The following is a 26,125-nucleotide window of genomic DNA, read 5'->3' as shown; positions in this document are numbered from 1 at the left end:
CAAGAACAACTTCAAAGGACATTCAATTTATGCAATTGACCTCTCAATCTTTGCTTCGTGGAACATGGTTCCAAGCAGCGGCAATTGGGCTTATTGCACTGCTTGGGCTTACCGCTTGCGGTGGCTCAGGCAGCAGTAGCTCAGATTATTCGTATGCTTACATTCAGTTTTACAACGCTTCGCCTAACGGTGCTAATGTAGAAATGCGTGAAGTTGATGGCGATAGCTTTGGCTCTGCTCAATTTGGTGACACTACGTCAATGTACTCTATGGATGATGGAGAATTAGAACTCGAGTTCATTCGAACTGATTCAGACGACCAAGAAGTATTTATTGACGAGATTACCGTTAACTTAAAAACCGGTTATAAGACCATTGTTGTTATGAGTGGTGACTTTAGTAACCCTGTTTTTACCACCTATTCTTATAAGCGCGAAACATTGGAAGATCACTTCCGCCTATTCGCTTTGTCGGTAGCAGTAGATGAATCTTCTTATGATTTCTACATGAGTGAGTCTGGCGACCCGTTTGAAGCAGCCAACTTCCTTGGCACGGTTACAACGGGCGACATGATTGAATTTGACTTCTGGGATGCAGATGATGACAGTGAATACTTTGATGAGGGCGAGTACACGATTTATTTGACCGAACCAGGAAGTGACGATGTTGTCTTTGAATCACAAACCATCGATTTTGTATACGAAACTGAGTATCTAATGACACTGCGCGATGTCAGTGGCGCCATTCAAGAAGGGCTAGTTGTAGACACTATTCTTAACTCTTCATCAGTTACGGCGCTTACAGATGTAGAAGCAGATTCACAGTATCGTATTTACAATTCTACGAATCTGGATGCAGAGCTTCAGGTTACCTTTGGTGGAAACACTGATGAAGAGGACGTCAGTTTTACACTCGCGGCGGGCGAGTTGTCTGAGTTTAGTACTATCCGCTATGGCGATTATCGCGTTACCGTAACAGACCCATCAGGTACAGTAACGTCACTGAGCAACAAGCTAATTACGCTTAATCAGGGTGAGAGTAAGGCTATTCTTATCTACAACACCAACAATAAATTAGGCGCAGCAACCTTTGTAGAAAGTGGTTTGCCTCAGGCCTACGATAAGACAGTAAACTTCATCAACTTAGTTAGCGACTTTGATGACGTAGACTTCTACTTGGTAAGAAATGACGAAACCATTGATACTGCTGAGTACGATATACAGAATCTTGAATTTGCTGAAAGTACCAGTGAAGTGCTGCCATCAGACTATTATGAAGTGATTGCCGTATACGAAGATGACAACGAGGAGCAGGTGCTGCTTGATAGAACCGCGCTGTTTGGCTTTACAGAGGAAGAAAACTATATAGTTACTGTTGAGCCAGCGGATACGCCAACGGGATATGAAATTAACGTGCTTTATTAATCGGTTAGTACATTTATTATACTAATTGATAAGGGTGAAAACTTTCATCTGCGTATATTTCACGTAAGTTTAAAAGGTCAACGCTAAAAACGTTGGCCTTTTTACTTGCTGTCCGGGAGGGCGAAAATCCTCATGAGTATCATTAAAGATCTACAAACCATATCAAATGACAAAGCACTTTCATTTGATAAAAAGCTCGAGAGCTTGCTAAGCATAGGTACGGAAATACTCGGGTTGGAAACAGGGATTGTAAGTAACATTCAAGGCGATAATTACCGTGTGCTTAGCGTTATTACGCCCGACAACGACATACCATTAAATACGACCTTCGCATTACCAGACACTTACTGTGCAGACGTGGTGAACAGCGATGCTGTTGTCGCTTATCACAATATAGATACTGCGCCAGGTGCCTCGCATCCGTGTTTTGAAAAATACACATTAAAGAGTTATCTCGCTTCACCAGTGCGAGTACATGGTGAATTTTTCGGTACAGTAAACTTCTCATCTCTCGGTCCACGGGACACACCCTTTACGCCATTAGAGATGGATTATTTACTTTTGCTTGCTTCGTGGATAGGCAACGAATTAGAGCGTCAACAAGCGATAAGTAATCTCAATGCGCAAAAAGCGATATTAGAAGAGAGAAACTCGTTATTACACCAAGTGACTAACCTTGCCGGTGTAGGTACATGGGAATTAAATATTGATACCGGAGCATTGATTTGGTCTGGTGCACTGAAGCGAATGCTGCATGTGCACGGTGAAAAAGTAGTAAAGCCAGAAGACGTGATCAAATTCGTGGTTGATGAAGACCAGCGGAATAAATACGTCGCCCAGTTCAATCAGATGATAAAAACCGGCGAAGATTTTTCCTATGAACTTGAAGTTCGCACCGATGCGGGAGAAACCCGTTGGTTACAAAGCCGCGCTCATCCGGTCATGGAAAATGACCGTTGCGTTAAGGTAATTGGTGCTACAGTTGATATTACGCAGCTTCACATGGACAAGGCAATGCTGCAGCAAAAAACGGATATGGCAGAAAGCGCCTTGAAAGCACGAAGTGAGTTCCTTGCGAATATGAGCCATGAAATAAGAACACCAATTCATGGGGTACAGGGCATGCTTGAAGCACTTATTAGTTCCTCGCTAAATTCTACCCAGCTAGAACATGCCTCTATTGCTATGAAAAGTGCAGATTCATTACTCAACATCGTGAATGATATATTGGATTTTTCTAAAATCGACTCTGGCAACATGTCGTTTGAAGAATCGCCCACCAACCTTGCTGACACCATAGAAGAGCAAGTGCCGATGTTCACGCGGCTAGCTCACGAGAAAGGTATTGAACTTTCAGTAAGCACAAAGGGGGTTGAGGGCAAAACCTTCATAGCTGACAAACTAAGAATTGGGCAAATTCTGATTAACCTATTGAATAACGCCATTAAATTCACAAAAGAGGGGAAGGTAACGGTTGAAACTAAAAGCACCCGATACGGAAAAGGGCGGTTCAGAGTAAAACTAATCGTGACTGATTCAGGGATCGGAATTAGCGAGCAACAGCAAAAGCTCATTTTCTCGCCGTTCGTTCAAGCAGAAAACTCGACGCAGCGAAGATATGGTGGCACAGGCTTAGGGTTGTCTATAGTCAGTCAAATAGTGAAGCATTACGGTGGTAAAATTGAGGTGTGCAGCGATTTAGGCGTGGGGGCGCGATTTATCGTAACCCTCATGCTAGACGATGCTAACGCAGGCACCGTAGCCGAAAAAGCATGTGGCCATAATGCTGTTTATATCCCTTCTAAACAGGAACTGAGCGCGTTTAAAGCACTAATAGTTGAAGACAATGAAATAAATCAGCTTGTCATTAAAGAGCAACTAAAAGAGATAGGCATTACCGCCGATTTAGCAGAAAACGGTGAAGAGGCAGTAGAAAAAGTTAAAGACGCATTAAAAGGAAAGTCACCCTACACAATCATTTTGATGGACTGCCATATGCCTGTAATGGATGGGTTAGAGGCGACGAAGCTAATTAGGTCAATGGGAGACAAGGCACGGGACATCCCAATAATTGCATTAACCGCAAATGCGTTAACCGGCGACAAAGAAAAATGCTTGAAATCCGGCATGGATGACTTCATATCAAAACCTGTTGGTGTAAGCCGGTTGAAAGAGTGCCTTTACAGGCACTTGAGTAAGCAGCTTGTAAGTAATGAAAATCGCCTAAAAGATCCTGCTTGATAACCTATGACGTGGTTATCAGCCCCGACTTTTAGTCGGGGCTTTTTTATTGCTCACATAGTTTAAAAATAATTCAATTTACCGCTATCACTTCCAAATGTTTTCTGTTATTATTTCGCGCCCTTTTTATGGGGGTATGTACATAAAAGCAACGACATCCAGTTGTTTTTAGCAGCACTAACGACTCGGGAGAGTCTTAATTTTAAGAGCGGAGCACTAACATGATCCAAATGCAAACTAACCTGGACGTTGCAGACAACAGCGGCGCTCGCAGGGTTCAGTGTATTAAGGTTCTTGGTGGCTCGCATCGCCGTTATGCAGGTATCGGTGACATCATCAAAGTTACTGTTAAGGAAGCAATTCCTCGCGGTAAAGTTAAAAAAGGTGACGTACTGAATGCAGTGGTGGTGCGTACTAGAAAAGGCGTTCGTCGTGCAGATGGTTCTACCATTCGTTTTGACGGTAACGCGGCTGTTATGCTTAATGCTAACAAGCAACCAATTGGTACGCGTATCTTTGGCCCGGTTACCCGTGAGTTGAGAAGTGAAAACTTCATGAAAATCATCTCATTGGCCCCAGAGGTACTATAAGGAGTCACGATAATGGCTAATAAAATTCGTCGTGATGATGAAGTAGTCGTATTAGCGGGTAAAGACAAAGGCAAACAAGGCAAAGTCCTTAAAGTGCTTATTGCTGATAACCGTGTAATTGTAGAAGGCGTTAATCTCGTTAAGAAGCACACTAAGCCAAACCCACAACTGGGCGTAGCTGGTGGCATCGTTGAGAAAGAAGCTTCTATTCACGTTTCTAATGTTGCGATTGTTAACCCGGCAACGGGCAAAGCAGATCGCGTTGGTTTCCGTTTCGAAGATGAGAAGAAAGTACGTTTCTTCAAGTCTAACGGCGAACTTGTTTAATTATATTGGAGAGTACGATGGCGAAACTGCATGATTTCTATAAAGAAACAGTAGTAGCTGAACTTGCTAAGCAGTTCGGATACAAAAGCGTCATGCAAGTCCCTCGGATTGAAAAAATCACTCTAAACATGGGTTTAGGTGAAGCAGTTGCTGACAAAAAGGTACTTGAGAATGCTCAAGCTGACATGACGGCTATCGCCGGTCAGAAGCCTGTTGTTACAGTTGCTAGAAAATCAGTAGCGGGTTTTAAAATCCGTGAAGGTTATCCGATTGGCTGTAAAGTAACCCTACGCGGCGAGCGTATGTGGGAATTCCTAGAGCGTTTGATTTCAATCGCTATTCCACGTGTTCGCGACTTCCGTGGTTTGAATCCTAAATCATTCGACGGACGTGGTAACTACAGCATGGGCGTGCGTGAGCAAATCATTTTCCCTGAAATCGATTTCGATAAAGTGGATAAGGTTCGCGGTATGGATATCACTATCACTACCAGTGCGAATACAAATGACGAAGCACGTGCTCTGCTGGACGCGTTTAACTTCCCATTCAAAAAGTAGGGGTGTAGGGTTATGGCAAAAGAATCAATGAAGGCACGCGAAGCTAAGCGTACTAAGCTAGTAGCTAAGTATGCTGAGAAGCGCGCCGCACTTAAAGCGATTATCAGCGATGTTAACGTTTCTGAAGAAGAGCGTTGGGACGCTGTTCTGAAGCTACAACAACTGCCACGTGACTCTAGTTCTTCACGTCAACGTAACCGTTGCCGTGTAACTGGTCGTCCACATGGTTACCTACGCAAATTCGGTCTTAGCCGTATTAAGCTTCGCGAAGCAGCGATGCGCGGTGAAGTCCCTGGCCTTAAGAAAGCCAGCTGGTAAGGAGTAGCTGATAATGAGCATGCAAGATCCTATCGCGGATATGTTTACCCGCATCCGTAACGGCCAGATGGCACAGAAAGTTTCTGTGACTATGCCTTCTTCAAAACTTCGCGTTGCAATCTGTGAAGTATTGAAAGCTGAAGGTTATATCACTGACTTCGCTGCTTCTGGTGACGTTAAGCCTGTTTTAGAAGTTACGCTTAAGTACTTCGAAGGCAAGCAAGTAATTGACACTATCGAACGTGTAAGCCGTCCTGGTCTGCGCATCTATAAGAAAAAAGATGAGCTTCCAAAGGTTATGGGTGGTTTAGGCGTAGCTATCGTGTCGACTTCTAAAGGTGTGATGACTGACCGTGCAGCGCGTAACGCTGGCATGGGCGGTGAGATCATCGGTTATGTAGCATAACGGAGGAGTTGAAATGTCACGTATAGCAAAAGCCCCAGTAGACGTTGTATCAGGTGTAGAAGTTTCTATCTCTGGTCAAGAAGTTACTGTTAAAGGTAGTAAAGGCACTTTGACCCGCGTTTTCAACGACGCTGTAGAAGTTGCACAGGAAGAGAACCAACTTAAAGCACTTCCACGTGAAGGCTTTGTTGACGGTTGGGCACAGGCTGGTACTGCGCGCTCTATCCTTAACGCAATGGTTCAAGGTGTTTCAGAAGGTTTTGAGAAAAAACTTCAGTTGTTAGGTGTTGGTTACCGTGCACAAGCACAAGGTAACAAACTAAACCTTACACTAGGTTTCTCTCACCCTGTAGCATACGAAATGCCTGAAGGCATTACGGTTGAAACTCCTAGCCAAACTGAAATCGTCGTTAAAGGCGCCGATAAGCAGGTGGTTGGTCAGGTTGCGGCGAACATTCGTGGTTACCGTCCACCAGAGCCTTACAAAGGTAAAGGTGTACGTTACGCTGACGAACACGTACGTCGTAAAGAAGCTAAGAAAAAGTAGGTGGGTGATACGATGGATAAGAAAACAGCTCGCATTCGTCGCGCTACTCGCGCACGAGCAAAAATTCGTGAACTGGCCGCGCATCGCTTGGTAGTTAACCGTACACCTCGCCACATCTACGCTCAGCTAATCGCTCCATGCGGTTCTGAAGTGTTGGCAGCGGCTTCAACTGTTGAGAAAGATCTTGCAAAAGATCTTAAGTCTACAGGTAACGCTGAAGCAGCGACGGTAGTCGGTAAAGCAATCGCAGAGCGCGCGCTTGAGAAAGGCATTAAAACAGTGGCTTTCGATCGCAGTGGTTTCCAATACCACGGTCGCGTTAAAGCATTAGCTGATGCAGCTCGCGAAGCTGGTCTTCAGTTCTAGGAGTTTATAATGGCTAAACAAGACGTTCAAAATGGTGAATTTCTAGAGAAATTGATCGCCGTAAACCGCGTATCTAAAGTGGTTAAAGGTGGTCGTATCTTTAGTTTCACTGCATTGACAGTAGTGGGTGACGGTAACGGTCGCGTTGGTTTTGGTTACGGTAAGGCACGTGAAGTACCTGCTGCAATCCAAAAAGCAATGGAAAAGGCACGTCGCAACATGGTTGACGTAGACCTTAACGGTCACACGTTACAGCACCCGATTAAAGGTCGTCACTCTGGCTCTAAAGTTTACATGCAGCCAGCATCTGAAGGTACCGGTATTATTGCCGGTGGTGCGATGCGTGCAGTACTTGAAGTAGCTGGTGTACAAAACGTACTTTCAAAATGTTACGGCTCTACAAACCCAATCAACGTTGTACGTGCAACAATCAACGCGCTGACAGAAATGAACAGCCCGGCGAAAGTTGCTGCGAAGCGTGGATTGTCTGTAGAAGAAATTTTGGGGTAATCAGACATGGCAACGATTAAAGTAAAGCAAACTAAAAGTGCAATTGGCCGTCTGCCAAAGCACAAAGCTACGCTTAAAGGTTTAGGCCTTCGTAAAATCAACCATGTTCGTGAACTGGAAGATACCCCAGCCGTTCGTGGCATGATCAACCGTGTATATTACATGGTTGAGATAGTGGAGGAGTAAGACATGCGTTTAAATACAATTTCTCCAGCCGAAGGTTCAAAGCCTACTGGTAAGCGTTCTGGTCGTGGTATCGGCTCAGGTCTTGGTAAAACGAGTGGCCACGGTCACAAAGGTCAAAAAAGCCGTTCAGGTGGCCGCGTTAAGCCAGGATTCGAAGGTGGTCAGATGCCTATCCAGCGTCGTCTTCCTAAGTTCGGTTTCACTTCACGCAAGAGCTTTGTTACTGATCAAGTAACTCTTGCTGAAATCGCGAAGGTTGATGGTGATACTGCGTCTCTTGAGACTTTAAAAGCAGCTGGTATCGTTAAGAAAGAAATCCAGTTCGTTAAAGTTGTTAAGAGCGGTGAAGTTTCACGCGCTGTTACAGTAAGCGGGTTAAAGGTTACTAAAGGCGCTAAAGAAGCGATTGAAGCTGCTGGCGGTAAAGTAGAGGAATAAGCTAGATGGCTAAACCAGGATTGGATTCAGGCGCTAAAAGCGGCTTGAGTGAGCTTAAGGCAAGATTGTTGTTCGTACTTGGTGCGATTGTTGTATTCAGACTAGGTTCTTACGTTCCTATCCCTGGCATCGATCCAGCTGTACTTGCTGACTTGTTCGAGCAACAAAAAGGCACCATTGTAGAAATGTTTAACATGTTCTCTGGTGGTGCGCTTGAGCGTGCATCCGTTCTGGCTTTGGGCATTATGCCATACATTACTGCATCCATTATCATGCAGTTGCTCTCGGTGGTTCACCCACCGATGGTGGAGCTTAAAAAAGAAGGCGAAGCAGGCCGTCGTAAAATTAGTCAGTACACGCGTTATCTAACGCTTGTATTGGCTATCTTCCAATCAATTGGAATTTCGACTGGTTTGCCTAACCTGATTAATGGATTGGTGATAAACCCTGGCTTCGGATTCTACTTTACGGCAGTAGTGAGCCTAGTCACAGGAACTATGTTCCTTATGTGGTTGGGTGAGCAAATTACCGAACGAGGTATTGGTAACGGTATCTCTATATTGATTTTTGCTGGTATTGTTGCCGGTCTGCCAACAGCGATAGGTCAGACTGCGGAACAAGCAAGGCAGGGCGACATTAACTTGTTGTTCCTACTGTTGATTGGCGTGATTGTTATCGCTCTTACATACCTAGTTGTATTTGTAGAGCGCGGACAGCGCAGAATTGTGGTAAACTACGCGAAACGTCAGCAAGGCCGTCAGGTTTTTGCTGCGCAAAGCACCCATTTACCGCTAAAAGTCAACATTGCTGGTGTAATTCCACCAATCTTTGCTTCTAGCATAATTCTGTTCCCGGGTACCATCGCAGGATGGTTCGGACAGAATGAATCAACAGCGTGGTTGCAAGATGTAGCGCTTATGCTATCTCCTGGTCAACCGCTGTACGTGATGTTATATGCAGCTGCGATTATCTTCTTCTGCTTCTTCTACACGGCGTTGGTTTTCAACCCGCGTGATACAGCAGATAACTTGAAGAAATCTGGTGCGTTCATCCCAGGCATCCGCCCGGGTGAGCAAACGTCACGATATATTGACAAGGTAATGACTCGCCTTACACTGGCTGGCGCACTGTACATAACCTTTATTTGTTTAGTGCCTGAATTCATGCTAATTGCTTGGAATGTGCCGTTCTACTTCGGTGGTACGTCGCTTCTCATTATCGTAGTAGTTATCATGGACTTTATGGCACAAGTACAGACACATTTGATGTCTAGTCAATATGAGTCTGTGCTGAAGAAAGCTAACCTTAAAGGCTACGGCCGATAAGTTAGCCCCTTAATATTGATAGAAAGGGGAAAGATGTAATGAAAGTTCGTGCATCAGTAAAAAAGATTTGCCGTAACTGTAAAGTTATCAAGCGCAACGGTGTTGTGCGTGTAATTTGCAGTTCTGACCCAAAGCATAAGCAGCGTCAGGGCTAATCTAAGCGGAACAAGATATTCGCAAAGCTAAGTAAGCAGAACCTAGATAGTACTTGTCTGGTTCTGCTAGTTTTGTTTTAAAGTATTTTGAACCTTAATTTGCAATTTAGTCGACGGGTAAGTATCCTATCGGGCTTTTTAGGTCGTCGACAAATAAACAAGAGGAGTGCTGTTAATGGCCCGTATCGCTGGCATTAACATTCCTGAGCACAAGCATGCTGTAATCGCTATCCAAGCGATCTATGGCGTTGGTCCCACACGTGCGAAAAGCATTTGTGCGGGTGCTGGTGTTGCAGAAAATACAAAAATCAAAGAGCTAGACGAAGCTACTATTGATAAGCTTCGTGACGAAGTGGCTAAATTCACCGTTGAAGGTGATCTACGCCGTGAAGTCTCTATGAGCATCAAACGTTTGATGGACCTGGGTTGCTTCCGTGGTATTCGCCACCGTCGTAGCTTGCCTCTACGTGGTCAGCGCACTAAAACTAATGCGCGTACCCGTAAAGGTCCTCGTAAGCCAATTAAGAAGTAAACGGGGAGTAAGTTATGGCTAAAGCACCAGCTCGTAGCACGCGTAAGCGCGCTAAACGTCAGGTTGCAGACGGTATGGCTCATATCCATGCGTCTTTCAACAACACAATTGTGACTATTACAGACCGTTCAGGCAATGCACTAGCATGGGCGACATCTGGTGGTTCAGGTTTCCGTGGTTCACGTAAATCTACCCCATTTGCTGCACAGGTAGCTGCTGAGCGTGCAGGTGTTGCTGCACAAGAATACGGTCTTAAGAACCTTGAAGTTTTCGTTAAAGGTCCAGGTCCAGGCCGTGAGTCTGCGATCCGTGCTCTTAACGCTACAGGTTATAAGATCACAAACATTACCGATGTGACCCCTATTCCTCACAACGGTTGTCGTCCACCGAAAAAACGTCGCGTTTAATCGACGGACAGTTGGAGAAAGATCATGGCAAGATATTTGGGTCCAAAACTCAAACTTAGCCGTCGCGAAGGAACTGACCTGTTCCTAAAAAGCGGCGTTCGCGCAATCGATTCTAAATGTAAAATCGATACAGCGCCTGGTCAGCACGGTGCCCGTCGTGGCCGTCTGTCTGACTACGGTGTTCAGCTGCGTGAAAAACAAAAAGTTCGTCGTATGTACGGCGTTCTGGAAAAGCAATTCCGCAACTACTATAAAGAAGCTGCACGTCTAAAAGGCAACACAGGTGAAAACTTGCTACAGCTTTTAGAACAGCGTCTTGATAACGTAGTTTACCGTATGGGTTTCGCTAGCACTCGTGCTGAAGCACGTCAGCTAGTTAGCCACAAGGCGATCATGGTAAATGGTCAAGTTGTGAACATCCCATCGTTTAACGTTTCTGCCGAAGACGTGGTTTCTGTTCGTGAAAAGGCTAAGAAGCAAGCGCGTATCGTTGCTGCTTTGGAACTGGCTGACCAACGTGAGAAGCCAACCTGGATTGAAGTAGACAGCAGCAAAATGGAAGGCACTTTCAAGCGCGTTCCTGAAAGAACTGACCTGTCTGCGGAAATTAACGAACAGTTGATCGTCGAACTTTACTCTAAGTAAAGCTAACTAAAGAGGAAGCATTGTGGGTTCTGTGACTGAATTCCTAAAACCGAGATTAGTTGAGATCGAAAACGTTTCTCCTACTCGTGCCAAAGTAACTTTGGAACCACTAGAGCGCGGCTTTGGCCATACTCTAGGTAACGCCCTACGTCGTATTTTACTGTCATCTATGCCAGGATGTGCAGTTACCGAGGTAGAAATTGACGGCGTTCTTCACGAGTACAGCACCAAAGAAGGTGTTCAGGAAGACGTAATTGAAATCTTGCTAAATCTTAAAGGTTTAGCGGTTCGCCTTGAAGGTAAAACTGAGGCAACCCTAACTCTAGTGAAATCTGGCGCTGGCCCTGTTGTTGCTGGTGATATTCAGCATGATGGCGACGTAGAAATTACAAACCCTGACCACGTTATTTGTACTTTAACTGGCGAAGCTGAAATCAGCATGCGCATTAAAGTAGAAATGGGTCGCGGTTATGTACCAGCTTCTACCCGTCGCTCCTCTGAAGAAGATGATCGTCCAATTGGTCGTTTGTTAGTAGACGCTTCATACAGCCCAGTTGAACGTATTGCTTACAGTGTAGAGTCTGCTCGTGTTGAACAACGCACAGACCTAGACAAACTAATCATCGACATGGAGACGAACGGTACTTTGGATCCTGAAGAAGCGATCCGCCGTTCTGCTACTATCCTAGCTGAACAGCTAGATGCATTCGTAGACCTACGTGATGTGTCTGAGCCTGAAGCGAAAGAAGAGAAGCCAGAATTCGATCCGATTCTGCTTCGTCCAGTAGATGACCTAGAGCTGACAGTACGTTCTGCAAACTGTTTGAAAGCAGAAGCTATCCAGTACATTGGTGACCTGGTACAGCGCACTGAGGTTGAGCTACTTAAAACGCCAAACCTTGGTAAGAAATCGCTAACTGAAATCAAAGATGTTCTAGCATCTCGTGGTCTTTCTCTAGGTATGCGCCTAGAAAACTGGCCGCCAGAGAGCATCGCTGAAAAAGATTAATCAGGTTTTTATCAAACTGATTTGTAGAGAAGGATAAAACTATGCGCCATCGTAAGAGTGGTCGTCAGTTGAATCGCAACAGCAGCCATCGTCAAGCTATGTTCAAAAACATGGCCGGTTCTTTGGTCAAGCACGAAGTGATCAAAACTACGTTACCAAAAGCGAAAGAATTACGTCGCGTAATCGAGCCTCTAATCACTATGGCTAAAGAAGACAGCGTTGCAAACCGCCGTTTAGCTTTCGCCCGCACTGGTGACAAAGAGGTTGTAGGTAAACTATTCAACGAGCTTGGTCCTCGTTACGAAGCTCGTCCAGGCGGTTACACTCGCATTCTTAAATGCGGTTTCCGTGCTGGCGACAATGCCCCAATGGCATATGTTGAGCTAGTTGACCGTCCAGTTGTAGAAGCTGAAGAAGAAGCAGTAGAAGCAACTGAAGAGTAATTAATACTCGATTAGAAAAAGGGGCCTGAGTGAAAACTCAGGCCCCTTTTTTTGTGCCTAAAGAATAATGGGGTCAGAGTTGCAACTCTGGCCCCATTATTCTCACTAGTAAAAATTTAACTCGCTGTACGCTTGGACGTACGTTAGAAGCTCTTTGGAGGAAATGTTATGAGTACATTATCGGCAACCGAAGCTAGGGCTAACTTGTATCGGGTAATAGAAGAAGCAGCTGAATCTCACGACCCCGTTTTAATTACTAGTAAGCGAAACAACGCATTACTACTTTCTGAAAGTGATTGGAACGCAATTCAAGAAACCTTGTACTTGTTATCAGTGTCAGGAATGCGTGAGTCTATTAAAGCAGGAATGGAAGAAGAGAGAGGGAACTGTGCAGAGGAGTTGGATTGGTGACTTAGTTGGTGCGTATTCGAGGCGTATTAACATCCAACATAGGTTAGGTTATCAAGTCCTCGAGGAAATTCAGACAGTGAAAGTTTTACGCATGTGGACGCATTACGAATAATTGCGCCATACGCTCATATCCACTAACCGTAAGGGGAAGTTAAATGTACATGCTTGAGACAGTCAGCTGTGCAGCCTTTCGAGCCTCGGTCTGAAAAGCAGGTCTCAAAATCCTTTGACTCAATAGAAGTTCATTTTTTGCTAATTTTGCTAATGGTCGGGTTGGCTCATTGTTTGCAGCTTGTTTGAAGTAATCACGTATTACGCTTATTTGAACTTTATATGTAACTGAGTTTTTTCATTGCATGTCTTTCAGTTTTTCATAGCAAGGAAGGTTATGTTAACCGTTTCATCATTTACGCAGTCACTATCTTCCAACCCTGTGTTTAGTATAACGCTGTCTACAGCGTATGAACGGCTAAGTTCAGGGCTTAGAATAAATAGTGCTGCAGATGATAGTGCCGGCCTGTAAATTTCGAACAGGCTGACGTCGGAATCTTTGGCGAAAAACCAGTTGCGAAGAAACTTAAACGACGGCATTAACTATGCACAAATAGCAGAAGGCGGCCTGAAAGAATCTGCCGACATATTACAGCGTATGCGGCAATTAGCCATGCAGTCACAAAACGGCATTAATACTGATTCAGATAGGCACGCACTAGATAAAGAATTTCAGCAATTAAAAAACGCACTTAATGGAATAGCCTACAATACCGAAGCGTTTAACCGATTGCCTTTGCTAGGTGATAACGATTTATTGTCAGATAACGTACCTTCAATAGGCGATACCTTCGTAAAGGGCAATACAACGAGATTGAGCAGTGGTTTACACTCGATAGCGTATATTCCCGCTGGTTCAACAAACATATCTATAGATATTGATAGCTTTTCAGCAGACGATGATCTGCAGGTATTTACAACAAGCGGTAGGCATCTAGTTGGTACACCACTGTCTGACAATGTGTGGGGTACCAATAACGTTAACTCAACGAGTGACATCAAACGCTTTTTATTCTTAGCAGAAGAAGGGTACGCAACAACGGCAAGCTACGATGGTACTTCTTTAATTACCAGTGGTTCTGGTTCGATTAATGGAACAACATTCACCTTCTCTGGTGACCAACACCCAGGGGTGACAACAGAGACCCTTACCATCGACAACACTAACGAGCCACTCATTATTTCAGTAGTGGGGCAAGGCGTATTTGATGCCACCGTAGATTGGGATACGCTGGGTGCTGCCGGAAGTGGTGGAAATAGCTTTGAGGCGGGCCCTGTGGATATAACTGCTACTAACTCGCTACGAGATGGCACAGACTTCATAAACTTAACTAAAACGCCAGTGGGTTTATCTGACCTAGACATGGTTGAAAGTGATGTGCTTACCTTTGAAAATGCAGAAGTGGCGTTGCAGCAAATTGATGATGCGTTAGCGTATGTAAGCGAGAGCCGAGCGTTTTACGGCGCAAAGATGAATCAAATGGAGTCGGCCCTAAAACTCAATGACCGTATGCATGAGGGCTTAATGGCAGCCCGATCTCAAATCCTCGATACAGACTTCGCTGCAGAAACCGCTAAATCTACACAGGCGCAAATCGTGGAACAAGCGAGTATTTCTGTAAGGGCACAGGCTAAATCTACTGATGAACAGGTTTTGGGGTTGTTGAACAACACAGTTAGTCAAAGTGCGTAGATACCTTAGCTGATCAAGTATCTTGCTGTTCTAGACATTTAGCTGACTTATCTTAATTCAAGAGAAAATCTAAGCTATAAGAAATACCAAATCCTTTTACTATTTTTCTGAGCAATTACCTGATAACCCTCTGTAATTTAACCGTCATACAAAACGACCCGTCTTGACTAGCTAATACCAATTTCCAATTCTACCAATTTAAAAAGTTCAAAAAATTTTGATCCACGTTACTTTTAATCATTAACGGTTGGAAATTCGCAATCTAAATAGGTAGAATGCGCCCTCCGGAAATATAAGGCCGGGCAGTTCGTTGTGGTAATTCTGCAAAAGAGAAAGGGAATAAATGTGAAAAAAGTGTGTTTACTCATTGCGTCGCTAATGGCTTCAATAGCCTTTCAAGTCTCCGCAGCCACTCCTACTCCAGAACAAATCGAAATGTTTTCGAAATTGCCCAGAGCGCAACAAGAAGCATTGGCTCGGCAATACGGCGTAGACCTCGATGCCCTAACCCAGCAGTCTGGTGCTAAATCACAGCCTTCTCCCACACTAAACGAACTAGTTCGCGAAAGAGGTGTAAGACGAAAAAGCGATGAAGATTTAGATAATTCTATAATGGCATCGCAAACAGGCGATGAAATTGAAACTGAAAATTCAAAGCCTAATGGCGACGAAGAAAATCCAAGTAGCGAAGAAGTCACTAACGACTTTTTCAAACAGCAAAAATCAGATGATCTTAAACCGTTTGGTTATGAACTTTTCGCTGGAGAGCCGAGCACTTTTGCCCCTGTCTCAGACGTACCTGTACCAAGCGAATATATTTTGGGCCCCGGCGACACGCTTCGTATTCAAATTTACGGTAAAGAATCGCAGGACTATTCACTCACGGTAAATCGCCAAGGCGAAATAGAAATTCCCAAGTTAGGCCCATATTCTGTAGTGGGTCAAACCTTTGCTACAGTGCGTGAGGAACTTAGCAATGAGATCAGCAATCGAATTATTGGTGTTCGCAGCAATATCACGATGGGTGAATTACGCTCAATACGTGTTTTTGTGTTAGGCGAAGCGTATAAGCCCGCCTCTTACACAATCAGTTCGTTATCAACCGTTACACAAGCAATTTTCGCCGCTGGCGGTATCAATGAAATCGGCTCATTACGTAACATAGAAGTGAAGCGTAATGGAAAAGTGGTAGCAAGTCTTGATCTCTATGATTTATTGCTTAAAGGCGATACCAGTGGCGATGTAAGCCTAATGGCGGGCGACGTGGTATTCATACCTACAAAAGGTAAAAGTGTTTCGGTAAAAGGCGCCGTACCTCGCCCAGCTATTTATGAGCTAGATGGCGAAGAAACTGTTCGCGATGTTATAAAGCTTGCGGGCGGTCTTCTACCTAATGCATATGGCGATATTGTTAAACTGCAGCGAATTACATCAAAAGGCTTAAGTCAGGTTATTAATGTTAACTTGAGAGATAGCAAACAAAATAGTGTGAAAAACGGCGACATCGTATCTGTTAGCTCATCACTAGATGCGTTGGAAAACAGCGTTACTCTTCTAGGGCATGTTGCCAGACCCGGCGTATACGGCTGGCAAAAAGGCATGCGGTTGAGCTCATTGCTTCGAAATATTAACGACTTTAAGTCGCAGCCCGACCTAAATTACGTTTTAGTAACAAGAGAAGATCCATTAACAGGTGCAATAACAGCATATGATGTTAATTATTCAAAATACCTTATTCAAAACGACTCATCCGAAGACTTAGTTTTAAGCTCAAAAGACACGGTATATGTATTTAGCAGAAAGTCGGAACGAGCGGAAAGTTTAGAGCCAGTAATTAGCCAGTTACGAGAACAGACAACGCTAGCAGAACCTCCAAAAATTGTTACTGTAAACGGCGCAGTGAGAAACCCTGGTACTTATCCACTGAGTGAAGGTTCCACAGTGAGTAACGTGTTACGTGCAGCAATGGGGTACACGCAAGAAGCAGAGTTAAACTTTGTGCTGATAGCTCGCCTAAATCAAAACACGTTTAAAACTGAGTTGAAGTATATTGATATCAAAACCAATAATAGTGAAAAGTTACAGCCACTAGATCGTTTATATGTTTTTGATAAAGACAAGCCAAGAGATGAGCTTCTTGAAGACCTTACAGATGAACTAGCGCAGCAGTCTTCAAAAGGGTTTACTCAGCAATTGATAACAATTAGCGGAGATGTGCGCTTCCCAGGTGTATACCCTTTCGTAGAAGGTATGACTCAGCAAACTTTAATAGCATTAGCTGGTGGATTAAATGAATCCGGTTACATGCTTAATGCAGAGCTTTCCAGATTTGAAACAGACGGCAAAACAACAGCCTCGCTTACGCACCAGCGCGTTTCTCTAAGTGATAATGTTGAGTTACAGCCCCTTGACTCTCTGTTAATAAAGCGTATTCCTGAATGGCGAGAGCGACGCACTATTAAGCTAGCGGGAGAGGTTATGTTTCCTGGTACTTATGTATTGCAAGAGGGTGAAACGCTTAGTTCTGTAATCGAAAGGGCGGGTGGGTTAACTGATTTAGCTTTTGCTGAAGGTGCGGTATTTACTCGTGAATCGTTAAGATTAAGAGAGCAGGAACAAATAAAGCGCTTAGCGACAGAATTAGATAATGAGATTGCAACACTTAGTGTTGATAAAAGCGAAGACGTGCAGGCTCTTTCTAGTAATGAAGCAAAAAGGTTAAAAGATCGTTTAACGAACACCGATGCCGTTGGTCGATTGGTAATTGATTTACCTACACTGCTGGCTGGCGAAGAAACCTTAGATTTAGCACTGAACGCAGGTGACGCGCTTTATGTGCCTAAAATATCACAAAGCGTTACTGTGCTTGGTGAAGTTCAGTTCCCAACGTCTCATATTTACGATGGAAGCTTAGACGCTAGCGATTATATTTCTCGCTCTGGTGGCCTGAAAGTTAGAGCTGACGATGAACGTATTTATGTTGTTAGGGCGAACGGTTCTGTATATCAGCCAAGTGCGTTTAATTGGTACTCGCTGGAAAACAAACTGGCACCAGGAGACACTGTTGTTGTGCCATTAGATACAGAGTACAGAGATACGTTGAGCCTATGGAGCACTGCAACTGGAATTCTATATAATACAGCGATTGCTGTTGCTGCGATTAATGGTTTGTAGGTTAAATGATTATGACGTCTAATTTAAAAACAAGCCACCAAGACTCATCTGATATTGATATTTTAGAGCTTTTGACTGCTGTATGGCGTGGAAAGTGGATAGTGGCAGTCGCATGCTTATTAGCAGGTATCGTCGGTGTAGTATACTCAATGAATCTTTCAAATGAATATAGAAGCGAAGTATTGCTCGCGCCGGCTGAAGAGGCGAATGGTGGTGGGTTGAATGCTCTCGCAGGTCAGTTCGGCGGTCTAGCTTCACTTGCTGGTGTTGATTTGGCTGGTGGTAAAAGCGATAAAGTTTCAATTGCATTGGAGATTTTAAAGAGTAAGAGCTTTATCGGCGAATTTGTGGCGAAGCGAAATCTTAAACCAGTGATAATGGCCAGCGACGGATGGAACAGAAGCTCAAATACTCTCGTGTTTGATGAGGAAATCTACGATGCAAACTCAAATTCTTGGGTTCGCCAAGTCTCTGCGCCATTGCAGCCGGAACCTAGTTTGCAAGAAGTTCATAAGAAGTTTGTTGAAGACTATCTCAGCGTCAATAAAGACAAAGAAACGGGTTTTGTAAAAATAGCGGTTACACATCATTCTCCATATGTAGCAAAAGAGATTACTACAAATCTTATCAACGACATTAATGACAGAATGAGGCGTTTAGACATAGCAGAGGCCGAAAAAAGTATCGGTTACCTTACGGATGCGCTCGAGAAAACTGCAATCGCAGACATGCAGCAAATTTTCTATCAGTTAATTGAAAAGCAACAGCAGACTAAAATGCTTGCAAATGTCAGGGACGAGTACGTCTTCAAAGTAATTGACCCTGCTGTTGTGCCAGAGAAAAAATCAGGTCCCAAAAGAGCATTAATTTGTTTATTACTGGTTACCTCAGCATTTTTAATATCATGTCTTGTGCTGATTGTAAGAGACCAAGTTAAGAAGAGTAGAGTTTAATGGAATTATCAAACGCAAAAATTGCAGTGTTGGGTTTAGGCTACGTAGGGTTGCCACTTGCTGTAGAATTCAGTAAAAAATTCGAAGTGGTTGGCTTTGATATAAATCAAGCTCGCGTTGACGAGCTTAAAGGTGGAACGGACTCGACTTTAGAAGTCAGCGAAAAGGAGTTAGCAGAAGCTAAAACGCTAACTTATGCTAGTGATAAATCGATTTTGTCATCTTGTAACGTTTTTATCGTTACAGTACCAACGCCAATAGACAAGTTTAAGCAACCTGACTTAACACCACTTATTAAAGTGAGTGAAATGTTAGGAACCATCATAAAGAAAGGCGATACGATCATATATGAATCAACTGTCTATCCTGGAGCAACAGAAGAAGATTGCATACCAGTTGTAGAGAGCGTATCAGGCCTCAAATTTAACGATGATTTCTTTGCTGGCTACTCTCCTGAAAGAATTAATCCAGGTGACAAAGAGCATAGAGTGACTAATATCCTTAAAGTTACTTCAGGATCAACGCCACAGGTCGCTGATTTTGTTGACGCACTTTATAAGTCAATTATTACTGCTGGCACACATAAAGCATCTTCAATACGTGTTGCTGAAGCTGCAAAAGTAATTGAGAACACACAGCGTGACGTGAACATTGCGCTCATTAATGAGCTATCGATTATTTTCAACAAACTTGGAATAGATACTTTAGAAGTATTAGAGGCAGCTGGAACAAAGTGGAATTTCTTGCCGTTTAGACCAGGTTTGGTTGGGGGGCATTGCATTGGCGTAGACCCGTACTACCTTACCCACAAAGCGCAAGCGGAAGGCTACCACCCGGACATGATATTGGCTGGTCGCCGAATCAATGATGGTATGGGCGAATACGTTGTATCACAACTTGTAAAACAAATGATGAAAAAGCGTATTCAGATTGACGGTGCAAGAGTTTTGATTATGGGCTTAACGTTTAAAGAGAACTGCCCTGATCTAAGAAACACCAAGGTTATTGACATTGTGAATGAATTAAAAGAATACAATATCACTGTGGATATTGTAGACCCTTGGTGTTCAAGTGAAGAAGCTCAGCATGAGTATGGTGTTTCAACAATGACGACTGCTGAAGAGGGAATTTATGATGGAATTGTTTTGGCTGTCGGACATCAAGAGTTTAAGGATTTAGGTGCTGAAGCTATTCGTAAGTTAGGTAAGCAATCACATGTGCTTTATGATTTAAAATATGTATTAGACAAATCATCTGTCGACATGCGTCTTTAATCGAACGATATCTAAGGAAGTATTGTAGTGTCTGAATTTGAAAAGCTCTGTGAGCAATTAGCATCTTCTCCTAAGAAATGGTTAATAACTGGCGTTGCTGGTTTCATAGGTTCGAACCTGTTAGAAACCTTACTTAAATTAGGTCAAACAGTTGTTGGTTTAGATAACTTTGCAACTGGACACCAACGAAACCTTGACGAAGTGAAGTCGACGGTGTCTGAAGAGCAGTGGGCGAATTTCAGTTTCATCGAAGGTGATATAAGAGACTATGACACGTGTAAAAACGCCGTAGAAAATATTGACTATGTCCTTCATCAAGCAGCGCTTGGTTCGGTTCCTCGCTCTATCGCTGATCCATTGACTTCCAATGCTGCTAATGTTTCAGGCTTTCTTAATATGCTACAGGCGGCTAAAGAAGCGAACGTGGATAGTTTCACTTATGCAGCTAGTAGTTCTACGTATGGAGACCATCCTGCCTTACCGAAAGTAGAAGAAAATATTGGTAATCCACTGTCTCCATATGCTGTAACGAAATATGTGAATGAACTTTACGCAAATGTATATGCGCGCACTTATGGTTTTAAATCTATAGGTCTTCGTTATTTCAATGTGTTCGGAAAAAGACAAGACCCTAATGGCGCTTATGCTGCAGTTATTCCGAAATGGACTGCAGCTATGATTGAGGGCCAAGATGTCTTTGTTAATGGCGATGGTGAAACGTCAAGAGATTTTTGCTTCATTGAAAACACTGTTCAGATGAATATTTTGGCAGCTTGTGCTAATGACCAGGCAAAAGACCAAGTTTATAACGTCGCAGTTGGAGATAGAACAACGCTAAATGATCTCTACCAATCAATCGCTTCTTCATTGACGAGTAACGGCATCGAAGTTTCAAATGAGCCGGTATATAGAGATTTTAGGGCTGGCGACGTAAGACATTCTCAAGCCGATATAAGTAAAGCAAAGAAAAATCTTGGTTATGATCCTAAATTTAATATCAGCGCTGGTATCGATAAAGCGATGCCTTGGTATATAGCGTTTGTGGGTAAATAATATGAAGATTTTGGTAACAGGTGGCGCTGGCTTTATTGGCTCTGCTGTAGTGAGACATATAATTCAGAATACCAAGGACGAAGTTGTAAACCTTGACAAACTCACCTACGCAGGAAACCAAGAGTCACTCAATGGCTGTGAACAGTCATCGAGATACAAATTTGAGCACGTTGATATCTGCGATTCTAGTGAGCTTTCAAGGGTGTTTGAAACACATCGACCTGACATTGTAATGCATTTGGCAGCGGAGTCGCACGTTGATCGTTCTATAGACGGGCCTGGCGAGTTTATGAAGACCAATATTATTGGGACTTATAATTTGCTCGAGGTATGCCGAACTTATTGGCAGAGCCTATCTGGAACCAAAAAGGAGCTATTTAGGTTTCATCATATTTCGACAGATGAAGTTTACGGAGATCTTGAAAATCCTGAAGAATTGTTTACTGAGACAACCTCATATGCACCTAGTTCTCCATACTCTGCCTCAAAAGCTTCAAGTGACCACCTTGTACGAGCGTGGAAACGTACGTACGGTCTCCCCACTTTAGTCACTAATTGTTCAAACAATTACGGGCCGTACCATTTCCCTGAGAAATTGATTCCTCACATGATATTAAATGCTCTCGATGGAAAGCCACTTCCGGTGTACGGTGACGGTAAGCAAATACGTGACTGGCTTTACGTAGAAGATCACGCCAGAGCACTTCTGCTAGTAGCGAAAGAAGGAGCAATAGGTGAAACGTATAATATTGGCGGGCATAATGAAAAAGCTAATATTGATGTAGTCAGAGAGATATGCAAACTTCTGGAAGAATTGGTACCTGAAAAGCCAAATGGAGTTAGTAATTACAACGACCTTGTTACTTTTGTAGCTGATCGCCCAGGTCACGATCTACGTTACGCCATCGATGCCTCAAAAATTAAGCGTGAATTAGGATGGGTTCCACAAGAAACCTTTGAAACAGGTTTGCGTAAGACGGTCGAGTGGTTTTTACAGAACCGTACATGGTGGGAGAGAGTTTTGGATGGTAGCTACAGCTTAGTTCGTATAGGTGGAAAAGAATAATGAAAGGGATCATTCTAGCAGGCGGATCAGGGACTCGTCTTTACCCTATAACTATGGGCGTCTCTAAACAACTACTACCCATTTATGATAAGCCAATGATTTACTATCCACTTTCTGTGCTCATGCTTGCGGGTATACGAGAAGTGATGATCATAACGACGCCAGAAGATTCAGAAGCGTTCAAACGCTTACTTGGTGACGGTAGTGCATTCGGTATCTCCCTTTCATACGAAACCCAACCCTCACCTGACGGCTTAGCACAGGCGTTTATTATAGGTGAAGAATTTATTGGCGATGATGATGTGTGCTTAGTGTTAGGCGACAATATTTTTTATGGTCAGGGGTTTTCTCCGAAGCTAAAGCACGCACTGCAAAATGCTGCTAATGGAAATGGCGCTACTGTATTTGGATATCAGGTTAAAGATCCTGAAAGGTTTGGTGTTGTTGCATTTGATGAGAATCAAAAAGCGATTTCAATTGAAGAAAAGCCACAAAAACCAAAATCAAACTATGCGGTCACCGGCCTGTATTTTTACGATAATTCGGTTGTAGAAAAAGCGAAACAAGTCCAACCCTCTGTTAGGGGAGAGTTGGAGATCACCTGTTTGAATGAAATGTACCTCGGAGAAGGTATGTTAAATGTTGAAATGTTGGGGCGCGGATTTGCGTGGCTTGATACAGGTACACATGAAAGTTTGCTAGAAGCCGCCCAATTTGTTGAAACAGTCGAAAAGCGCCAAGGTTTCAAAATCGCGTGTTTAGAAGAGATCGCCTACAACAATGGTTGGATTTCTAAAGACGCTGTTCATCAAACAGCAGAGCTGATGAAGAAAAATTCTTACGGCCAGTATCTAAAGGAAATTGTTAGTCATTCATGAAGGTATTACTAAATAAACCTTTTAGCCCATGCCTTAAAACGCTTCAAGGCTACCTAGAGCAGGTCAATAACTCTGGATGGTACACAAACTTTGGCCCTTTACATGAGGAGTTGACCGCCAAATTAGAGGAATATCTTGGTGTATCTAATCTCCTACTTGTATCGAATGGAACGCTAGCTATTCAAGTAGCAGCTAAAGTATTAGGCTTGAAAAATGTGCTAACTACACCTTTTAGTTTTGCGGCAACTTCAAGTTCACTTCTTTGGCAGGGCATTGACATTGCATACTCTGATATCGATGCAAAATCTCTTAATATTTGCCCTAGAGCCCTTGGAACTAAAATCAAGCAAGATGCAAGGTTCGACGGTATTGTAGCCACACACGTGTATGGAAACCCTTGCGACGTTGAAGCTTTATCTTCTCTCAGTGAGAAAACAAATACAAAAGTAATTTACGATGCTGCACACGCTTTTGGAGTAAATTGCTTTAACCGGTCGGTATTATCCTACGGAGACGCAAGTACTCTAAGTTTCCACGCTACAAAGTTATTCCATACTGTTGAAGGCGGCGCAATCATTTTCAGTGAAAAGGCAGATTACTCGAAAGCCAAGGAATTGATTAACTTTGGTATTAACGGTAGTGGTAAGCTTGCCGAAGCAGGAATAAACGCAAAGCTAAATGAATATCAATGCGCTGTTGGCCTTACCGTTTTCGAAAAAATAAATGAAATTTTACAGCATCGGAGCTTCTTGTTTTCGACTTACGTAAATGCACTAAGTGATTTTGTGGAGCTACCTTCGTGGCACACTCAGAGTAATTACAACGGTGCATATATGCCTATCCTTTTAAAGGATGGTGCTGAAAAGGAGAAAGTTAAACAGGCACTGATTAGTAATGGCGTTCAGTGCCGCGATTATTTTTCTCCATCATTAAATACTGTCTACAAACCCGAAGTAAAAATGCCTATCTCGGAGAATATCTCTAAGCGTGTATTGTGTTTACCACTTCACTACTATTTAACTGAAGCAGAAGTTGGATATGTTTGTGATACCATTAAAGCGTCATTGTCATGAGTATTTATTCTGATGTCGAGCTTCAACAGTTAGGTTTTGCCAAGTTAGGTGAAAATGTACGAATTTCTAAAAAAGCGAGCTTCTACGGCATCGAGAGAATCTCAGTTGGTAGTAATGTTAGGATTGACGATTTTTGTGTTCTCTCTGCCGGAAAAGGTGGAATAGAAATAGGCAGTTTTATTCATATCGCAGTGTACACTTCTCTTATAGGTGGAGGGAAAATAACGCTTAGTGATTTCTGCAACATATCATCAAGAGTTTCGATATATTCAAGTAACGATGACTATTCAGGCGAGTTTATGTCAAATCCAATGGTGCCTGAAGAATATACCAATGTGACAACAGACTCGGTTGTAGTGGGAAAGCATACCATTATAGGTTCAGGCACTGTTGTGCTTCCAGGCGTAGTCTTAGGTGAGGGAGTAGCAATAGGCGCGCTGAGTTTAGTTAGTAAAAGCTGCGAGGCTTTTAATATATACGCTGGTAACCCCCTGAAATTAATTAAGGTCAGAAAAAAGCAACTTATAGATTTAGAAGTAAAGCTACACCACTCTCAAAATGATTTGACAGACTCCAATGCCAAGCAATAATTCTCTGAAAAAAAATGTTGTTGCGAACTATACGTCACAAATTTATTCAACATTAGTTTCTATTTTATTTTTCCCTCTCTACTTAAAGTATCTTGGTGCCGAATCCTATGGCTTAATCGGCTTTTTTGCAATGATGCAAGTGTGGTTCGCGCTCTTGGATTTCGGTCTATCGCCGTTAATAAGCAGAGAAACAACCCGTTACAAGAGTGGTGCGTTGAAGCAAAGTGAATATTACAGCCTGCTGAAATCACTTGCTTTTGTGTTTTTTATAATTGGTTTGATTGGCTATCTCTCAATTTATTTTCTTTCGGCTTTCATATCGCGCGATTGGTTTGAGTTGGAGTTACTTAGTACGGAAGTAGTTTCCAACTCAATTCAGATAATGGGTGGTGTTGTAGTTTTTCGTTGGCTTTCTGGATTATTGCGCGGAATACTGATTGGCAATGAAAAGTTTGTTTCGCTAGCCCTAATAAATATAACTTTTAACTCTTTAAGATTTATAGGAGTATTCGGTTCATTTTGGCTCTTCGACTTTAAAATTGAGGTATTCTTTTTTCATCAATTGGTAGTCGGCTTTTTGGAGTTAATTTGCCTAGCTTTTTGCAATAGGAAATTAATCCCTAATAAACCGAAAAACGCTACCTTATTAAAGATTGATTTCAGGCCACTAAAACTGCGATTAGGTTTTTCACTATCAGTTGCATTTACCTCTTCGGTATGGGTTTTTGTTACACAGACAGATAAATTAATTTTGTCAGGAATGCTTGAACTTTCAGAGTATGGATACTTCTCACTAGCAGTCATGGTTGCAAACGCTATTATAATTCTCAACTCTCCAATAACTGCAGCTATCTTGCCGCGACTTACTAGTCACCATGCAAAAGGTTTGAACGCTGAACTAACAAAACTTTATGCTCAGACAACAAAAGTAACTGCGCTTATTTCTGGCACTGCCGCGCTTACTCTAGCAGTATTCCCCGATGAGATACTTTTTGTTTGGACAGGGGATCAAGAAGTGGTAAAAAACACTAGTGATATTATGAGTATTTACGCTGTTGGAAATTTCTTTTTAATATTTTCATCATTTGCCAGTCTTCTACAAACGGCCATAGGAAACTTGAAGCTTCATCTGATAGGAAGTGGACTCCTATTAACGATAGGAGTGCCAAGTATACTTATATCAGCGGTTTACTTTGGTGCTTCAGGGGCAGCTTGGGCTTGGTTAGTAGTAAACTTCTTCTATTTAACTGGCTACGTAACATTTACCCATTATAAGTTATTGAAAAAAATAGCTTATAGCTGGATATTTAGAGTTATTGTCTATTCTGTTGTGCCTATATTGGTGCTAATCACTTCATCGATGCTTTTCAATAACATTGAATCTAGGTTTTACAACTTTCTCTTAATATCAATATCGGCGTTAGCCGCATTAATTTTTAATTTCGTTTTTCTCAAAAAAGTTGATAGATTGATACAGGACTAA

General features: G+C 42.9%; 30 protein-coding genes. All 30 read left to right on the top strand.

The window, feature by feature from the left end; all coding sequences use genetic code 11:
- Positions 1–29: 29 nt before the first annotated feature.
- The 30 genes from ACFI6L_RS14820 (at position 30) to ACFI6L_RS14675 (ending at position 26,125) form a co-directional block, all read left to right on the top strand.
- Positions 30–1,424 (top strand): DUF4397 domain-containing protein, encoded by a 1,395-nt coding sequence (locus ACFI6L_RS14820; protein WP_462574308.1) that lies wholly within the window; start codon positions 30–32, stop codon positions 1,422–1,424.
- A 132-nt stretch (positions 1,425–1,556) separates the two neighbouring features.
- Complete coding sequence (locus tag ACFI6L_RS14815) at positions 1,557–3,665, top strand: GAF domain-containing hybrid sensor histidine kinase/response regulator (protein WP_462574307.1); 2,109 nt, start codon at positions 1,557–1,559, stop codon at positions 3,663–3,665.
- A gap of 221 nt (positions 3,666–3,886) precedes the next feature.
- A complete protein-coding gene (rplN, locus tag ACFI6L_RS14810) occupies positions 3,887–4,255 on the top strand; it encodes a 50S ribosomal protein L14 (RefSeq protein WP_012519228.1) in 369 nt (122 codons plus the stop codon).
- A gap of 12 nt (positions 4,256–4,267) precedes the next feature.
- Positions 4,268–4,582, top strand: coding sequence for a 50S ribosomal protein L24 (rplX, locus tag ACFI6L_RS14805; protein ID WP_014950912.1), 315 nt, complete (start codon positions 4,268–4,270; stop codon positions 4,580–4,582).
- 17 nt (positions 4,583–4,599) lie between these two features.
- Entirely contained in the window at positions 4,600–5,139 is a 540-nt protein-coding gene (rplE, locus tag ACFI6L_RS14800) for a 50S ribosomal protein L5 (RefSeq protein ID WP_012519226.1), read from the top strand.
- Between the two features lie 12 nt (positions 5,140–5,151).
- A complete protein-coding gene (rpsN, locus tag ACFI6L_RS14795; RefSeq protein ID WP_012519225.1) occupies positions 5,152–5,457 on the top strand; it encodes a 30S ribosomal protein S14 in 306 nt (101 codons plus the stop codon).
- Between the two features lie 13 nt (positions 5,458–5,470).
- Entirely contained in the window at positions 5,471–5,863 is a 393-nt protein-coding gene (gene rpsH / locus ACFI6L_RS14790; RefSeq protein WP_012519224.1) for a 30S ribosomal protein S8, read from the top strand.
- A gap of 13 nt (positions 5,864–5,876) precedes the next feature.
- On the top strand, positions 5,877–6,410 hold the full coding sequence (rplF, locus tag ACFI6L_RS14785) for a 50S ribosomal protein L6 (protein ID WP_014950909.1): 534 nt from the start codon (positions 5,877–5,879) through the stop codon (positions 6,408–6,410).
- Between the two features lie 12 nt (positions 6,411–6,422).
- Positions 6,423–6,776: a 50S ribosomal protein L18 gene (gene rplR / locus ACFI6L_RS14780; RefSeq protein WP_014950908.1), complete on the top strand. Its 354-nt coding sequence runs from the start codon at positions 6,423–6,425 to the stop codon at positions 6,774–6,776.
- 9 nt (positions 6,777–6,785) lie between these two features.
- Positions 6,786–7,286 carry a 30S ribosomal protein S5 gene (gene rpsE, locus ACFI6L_RS14775; RefSeq protein ID WP_012519221.1) on the top strand — a complete coding sequence of 167 codons (501 nt, stop codon included), beginning with the start codon at positions 6,786–6,788 and terminating at the stop codon, positions 7,284–7,286.
- Positions 7,287–7,292: 6 nt separating this feature from the next.
- Positions 7,293–7,472 carry a 50S ribosomal protein L30 gene (gene rpmD, locus ACFI6L_RS14770; RefSeq protein ID WP_014950907.1) on the top strand — a complete coding sequence of 60 codons (180 nt, stop codon included), beginning with the start codon at positions 7,293–7,295 and terminating at the stop codon, positions 7,470–7,472.
- Between the two features lie 3 nt (positions 7,473–7,475).
- Positions 7,476–7,910 carry a 50S ribosomal protein L15 gene (gene rplO / locus ACFI6L_RS14765; protein WP_014950906.1) on the top strand — a complete coding sequence of 145 codons (435 nt, stop codon included), beginning with the start codon at positions 7,476–7,478 and terminating at the stop codon, positions 7,908–7,910.
- A gap of 5 nt (positions 7,911–7,915) precedes the next feature.
- On the top strand, positions 7,916–9,235 hold the full coding sequence (gene secY / locus ACFI6L_RS14760; protein WP_014977524.1) for a preprotein translocase subunit SecY: 1,320 nt from the start codon (positions 7,916–7,918) through the stop codon (positions 9,233–9,235).
- 38 nt (positions 9,236–9,273) lie between these two features.
- Entirely contained in the window at positions 9,274–9,390 is a 117-nt protein-coding gene (rpmJ, locus tag ACFI6L_RS14755) for a 50S ribosomal protein L36 (protein ID WP_012519217.1), read from the top strand.
- Between the two features lie 175 nt (positions 9,391–9,565).
- Positions 9,566–9,922 carry a 30S ribosomal protein S13 gene (rpsM, locus tag ACFI6L_RS14750; protein WP_012519216.1) on the top strand — a complete coding sequence of 119 codons (357 nt, stop codon included), beginning with the start codon at positions 9,566–9,568 and terminating at the stop codon, positions 9,920–9,922.
- A gap of 14 nt (positions 9,923–9,936) precedes the next feature.
- Entirely contained in the window at positions 9,937–10,329 is a 393-nt protein-coding gene (rpsK, locus tag ACFI6L_RS14745; RefSeq protein WP_012519215.1) for a 30S ribosomal protein S11, read from the top strand.
- 24 nt (positions 10,330–10,353) lie between these two features.
- On the top strand, positions 10,354–10,974 hold the full coding sequence (gene rpsD / locus ACFI6L_RS14740) for a 30S ribosomal protein S4 (protein WP_012519214.1): 621 nt from the start codon (positions 10,354–10,356) through the stop codon (positions 10,972–10,974).
- A 19-nt stretch (positions 10,975–10,993) separates the two neighbouring features.
- Entirely contained in the window at positions 10,994–11,983 is a 990-nt protein-coding gene (locus tag ACFI6L_RS14735; protein WP_039226687.1) for a DNA-directed RNA polymerase subunit alpha, read from the top strand.
- Between the two features lie 41 nt (positions 11,984–12,024).
- Entirely contained in the window at positions 12,025–12,426 is a 402-nt protein-coding gene (gene rplQ, locus ACFI6L_RS14730) for a 50S ribosomal protein L17 (RefSeq protein WP_012519212.1), read from the top strand.
- A 168-nt stretch (positions 12,427–12,594) separates the two neighbouring features.
- Complete coding sequence (locus ACFI6L_RS14725) at positions 12,595–12,837, top strand: type II toxin-antitoxin system Phd/YefM family antitoxin (protein ID WP_462574305.1); 243 nt, start codon at positions 12,595–12,597, stop codon at positions 12,835–12,837.
- Positions 12,838–13,360: 523 nt separating this feature from the next.
- A complete protein-coding gene (locus ACFI6L_RS14720) occupies positions 13,361–14,581 on the top strand; it encodes a flagellin N-terminal helical domain-containing protein (protein WP_462574328.1) in 1,221 nt (406 codons plus the stop codon).
- A 345-nt stretch (positions 14,582–14,926) separates the two neighbouring features.
- Complete coding sequence (locus ACFI6L_RS14715) at positions 14,927–17,755, top strand: SLBB domain-containing protein (RefSeq protein ID WP_462574304.1); 2,829 nt, start codon at positions 14,927–14,929, stop codon at positions 17,753–17,755.
- Between the two features lie 11 nt (positions 17,756–17,766).
- Positions 17,767–18,708, top strand: a complete 942-nt coding sequence (locus ACFI6L_RS14710; protein WP_462574303.1) for a Wzz/FepE/Etk N-terminal domain-containing protein — start codon at positions 17,767–17,769, stop codon at positions 18,706–18,708.
- Complete coding sequence (gene tviB, locus ACFI6L_RS14705) at positions 18,708–19,982, top strand: Vi polysaccharide biosynthesis UDP-N-acetylglucosamine C-6 dehydrogenase TviB (RefSeq protein WP_462574302.1); 1,275 nt, start codon at positions 18,708–18,710, stop codon at positions 19,980–19,982. The genes ACFI6L_RS14710 and tviB overlap by 1 nt, the downstream gene beginning before the upstream one ends.
- A 27-nt stretch (positions 19,983–20,009) precedes the next feature.
- Positions 20,010–21,035: an NAD-dependent epimerase/dehydratase family protein gene (locus ACFI6L_RS14700; RefSeq protein WP_462574301.1), complete on the top strand. Its 1,026-nt coding sequence runs from the start codon at positions 20,010–20,012 to the stop codon at positions 21,033–21,035.
- A gap of 1 nt (position 21,036) precedes the next feature.
- The gene (rfbB, locus tag ACFI6L_RS14695) at positions 21,037–22,101 is read left to right on the top strand and encodes a dTDP-glucose 4,6-dehydratase (RefSeq protein ID WP_462574300.1); all 1,065 of its coding nucleotides are present in this window, start codon (positions 21,037–21,039) and stop codon (positions 22,099–22,101) included.
- The gene (gene rfbA / locus ACFI6L_RS14690; RefSeq protein ID WP_462574299.1) at positions 22,101–22,979 is read left to right on the top strand and encodes a glucose-1-phosphate thymidylyltransferase RfbA; all 879 of its coding nucleotides are present in this window, start codon (positions 22,101–22,103) and stop codon (positions 22,977–22,979) included. Before rfbB ends, rfbA begins: the two co-directional genes overlap by 1 nt.
- Entirely contained in the window at positions 22,976–24,052 is a 1,077-nt protein-coding gene (locus tag ACFI6L_RS14685; protein WP_462574297.1) for a DegT/DnrJ/EryC1/StrS family aminotransferase, read from the top strand. The genes rfbA and ACFI6L_RS14685 overlap by 4 nt, the downstream gene beginning before the upstream one ends.
- Complete coding sequence (locus ACFI6L_RS14680) at positions 24,049–24,642, top strand: acyltransferase (protein WP_462574296.1); 594 nt, start codon at positions 24,049–24,051, stop codon at positions 24,640–24,642. Before ACFI6L_RS14685 ends, ACFI6L_RS14680 begins: the two co-directional genes overlap by 4 nt.
- The gene (locus tag ACFI6L_RS14675; protein ID WP_462574295.1) at positions 24,629–26,125 is read left to right on the top strand and encodes an oligosaccharide flippase family protein; all 1,497 of its coding nucleotides are present in this window, start codon (positions 24,629–24,631) and stop codon (positions 26,123–26,125) included. Before ACFI6L_RS14680 ends, ACFI6L_RS14675 begins: the two co-directional genes overlap by 14 nt.

The sequence above is a fragment of the Alteromonas sp. G4i35 genome (assembly GCF_054960375.1).
This window is presented reverse-complemented; position numbering and strand designations above follow the sequence as displayed.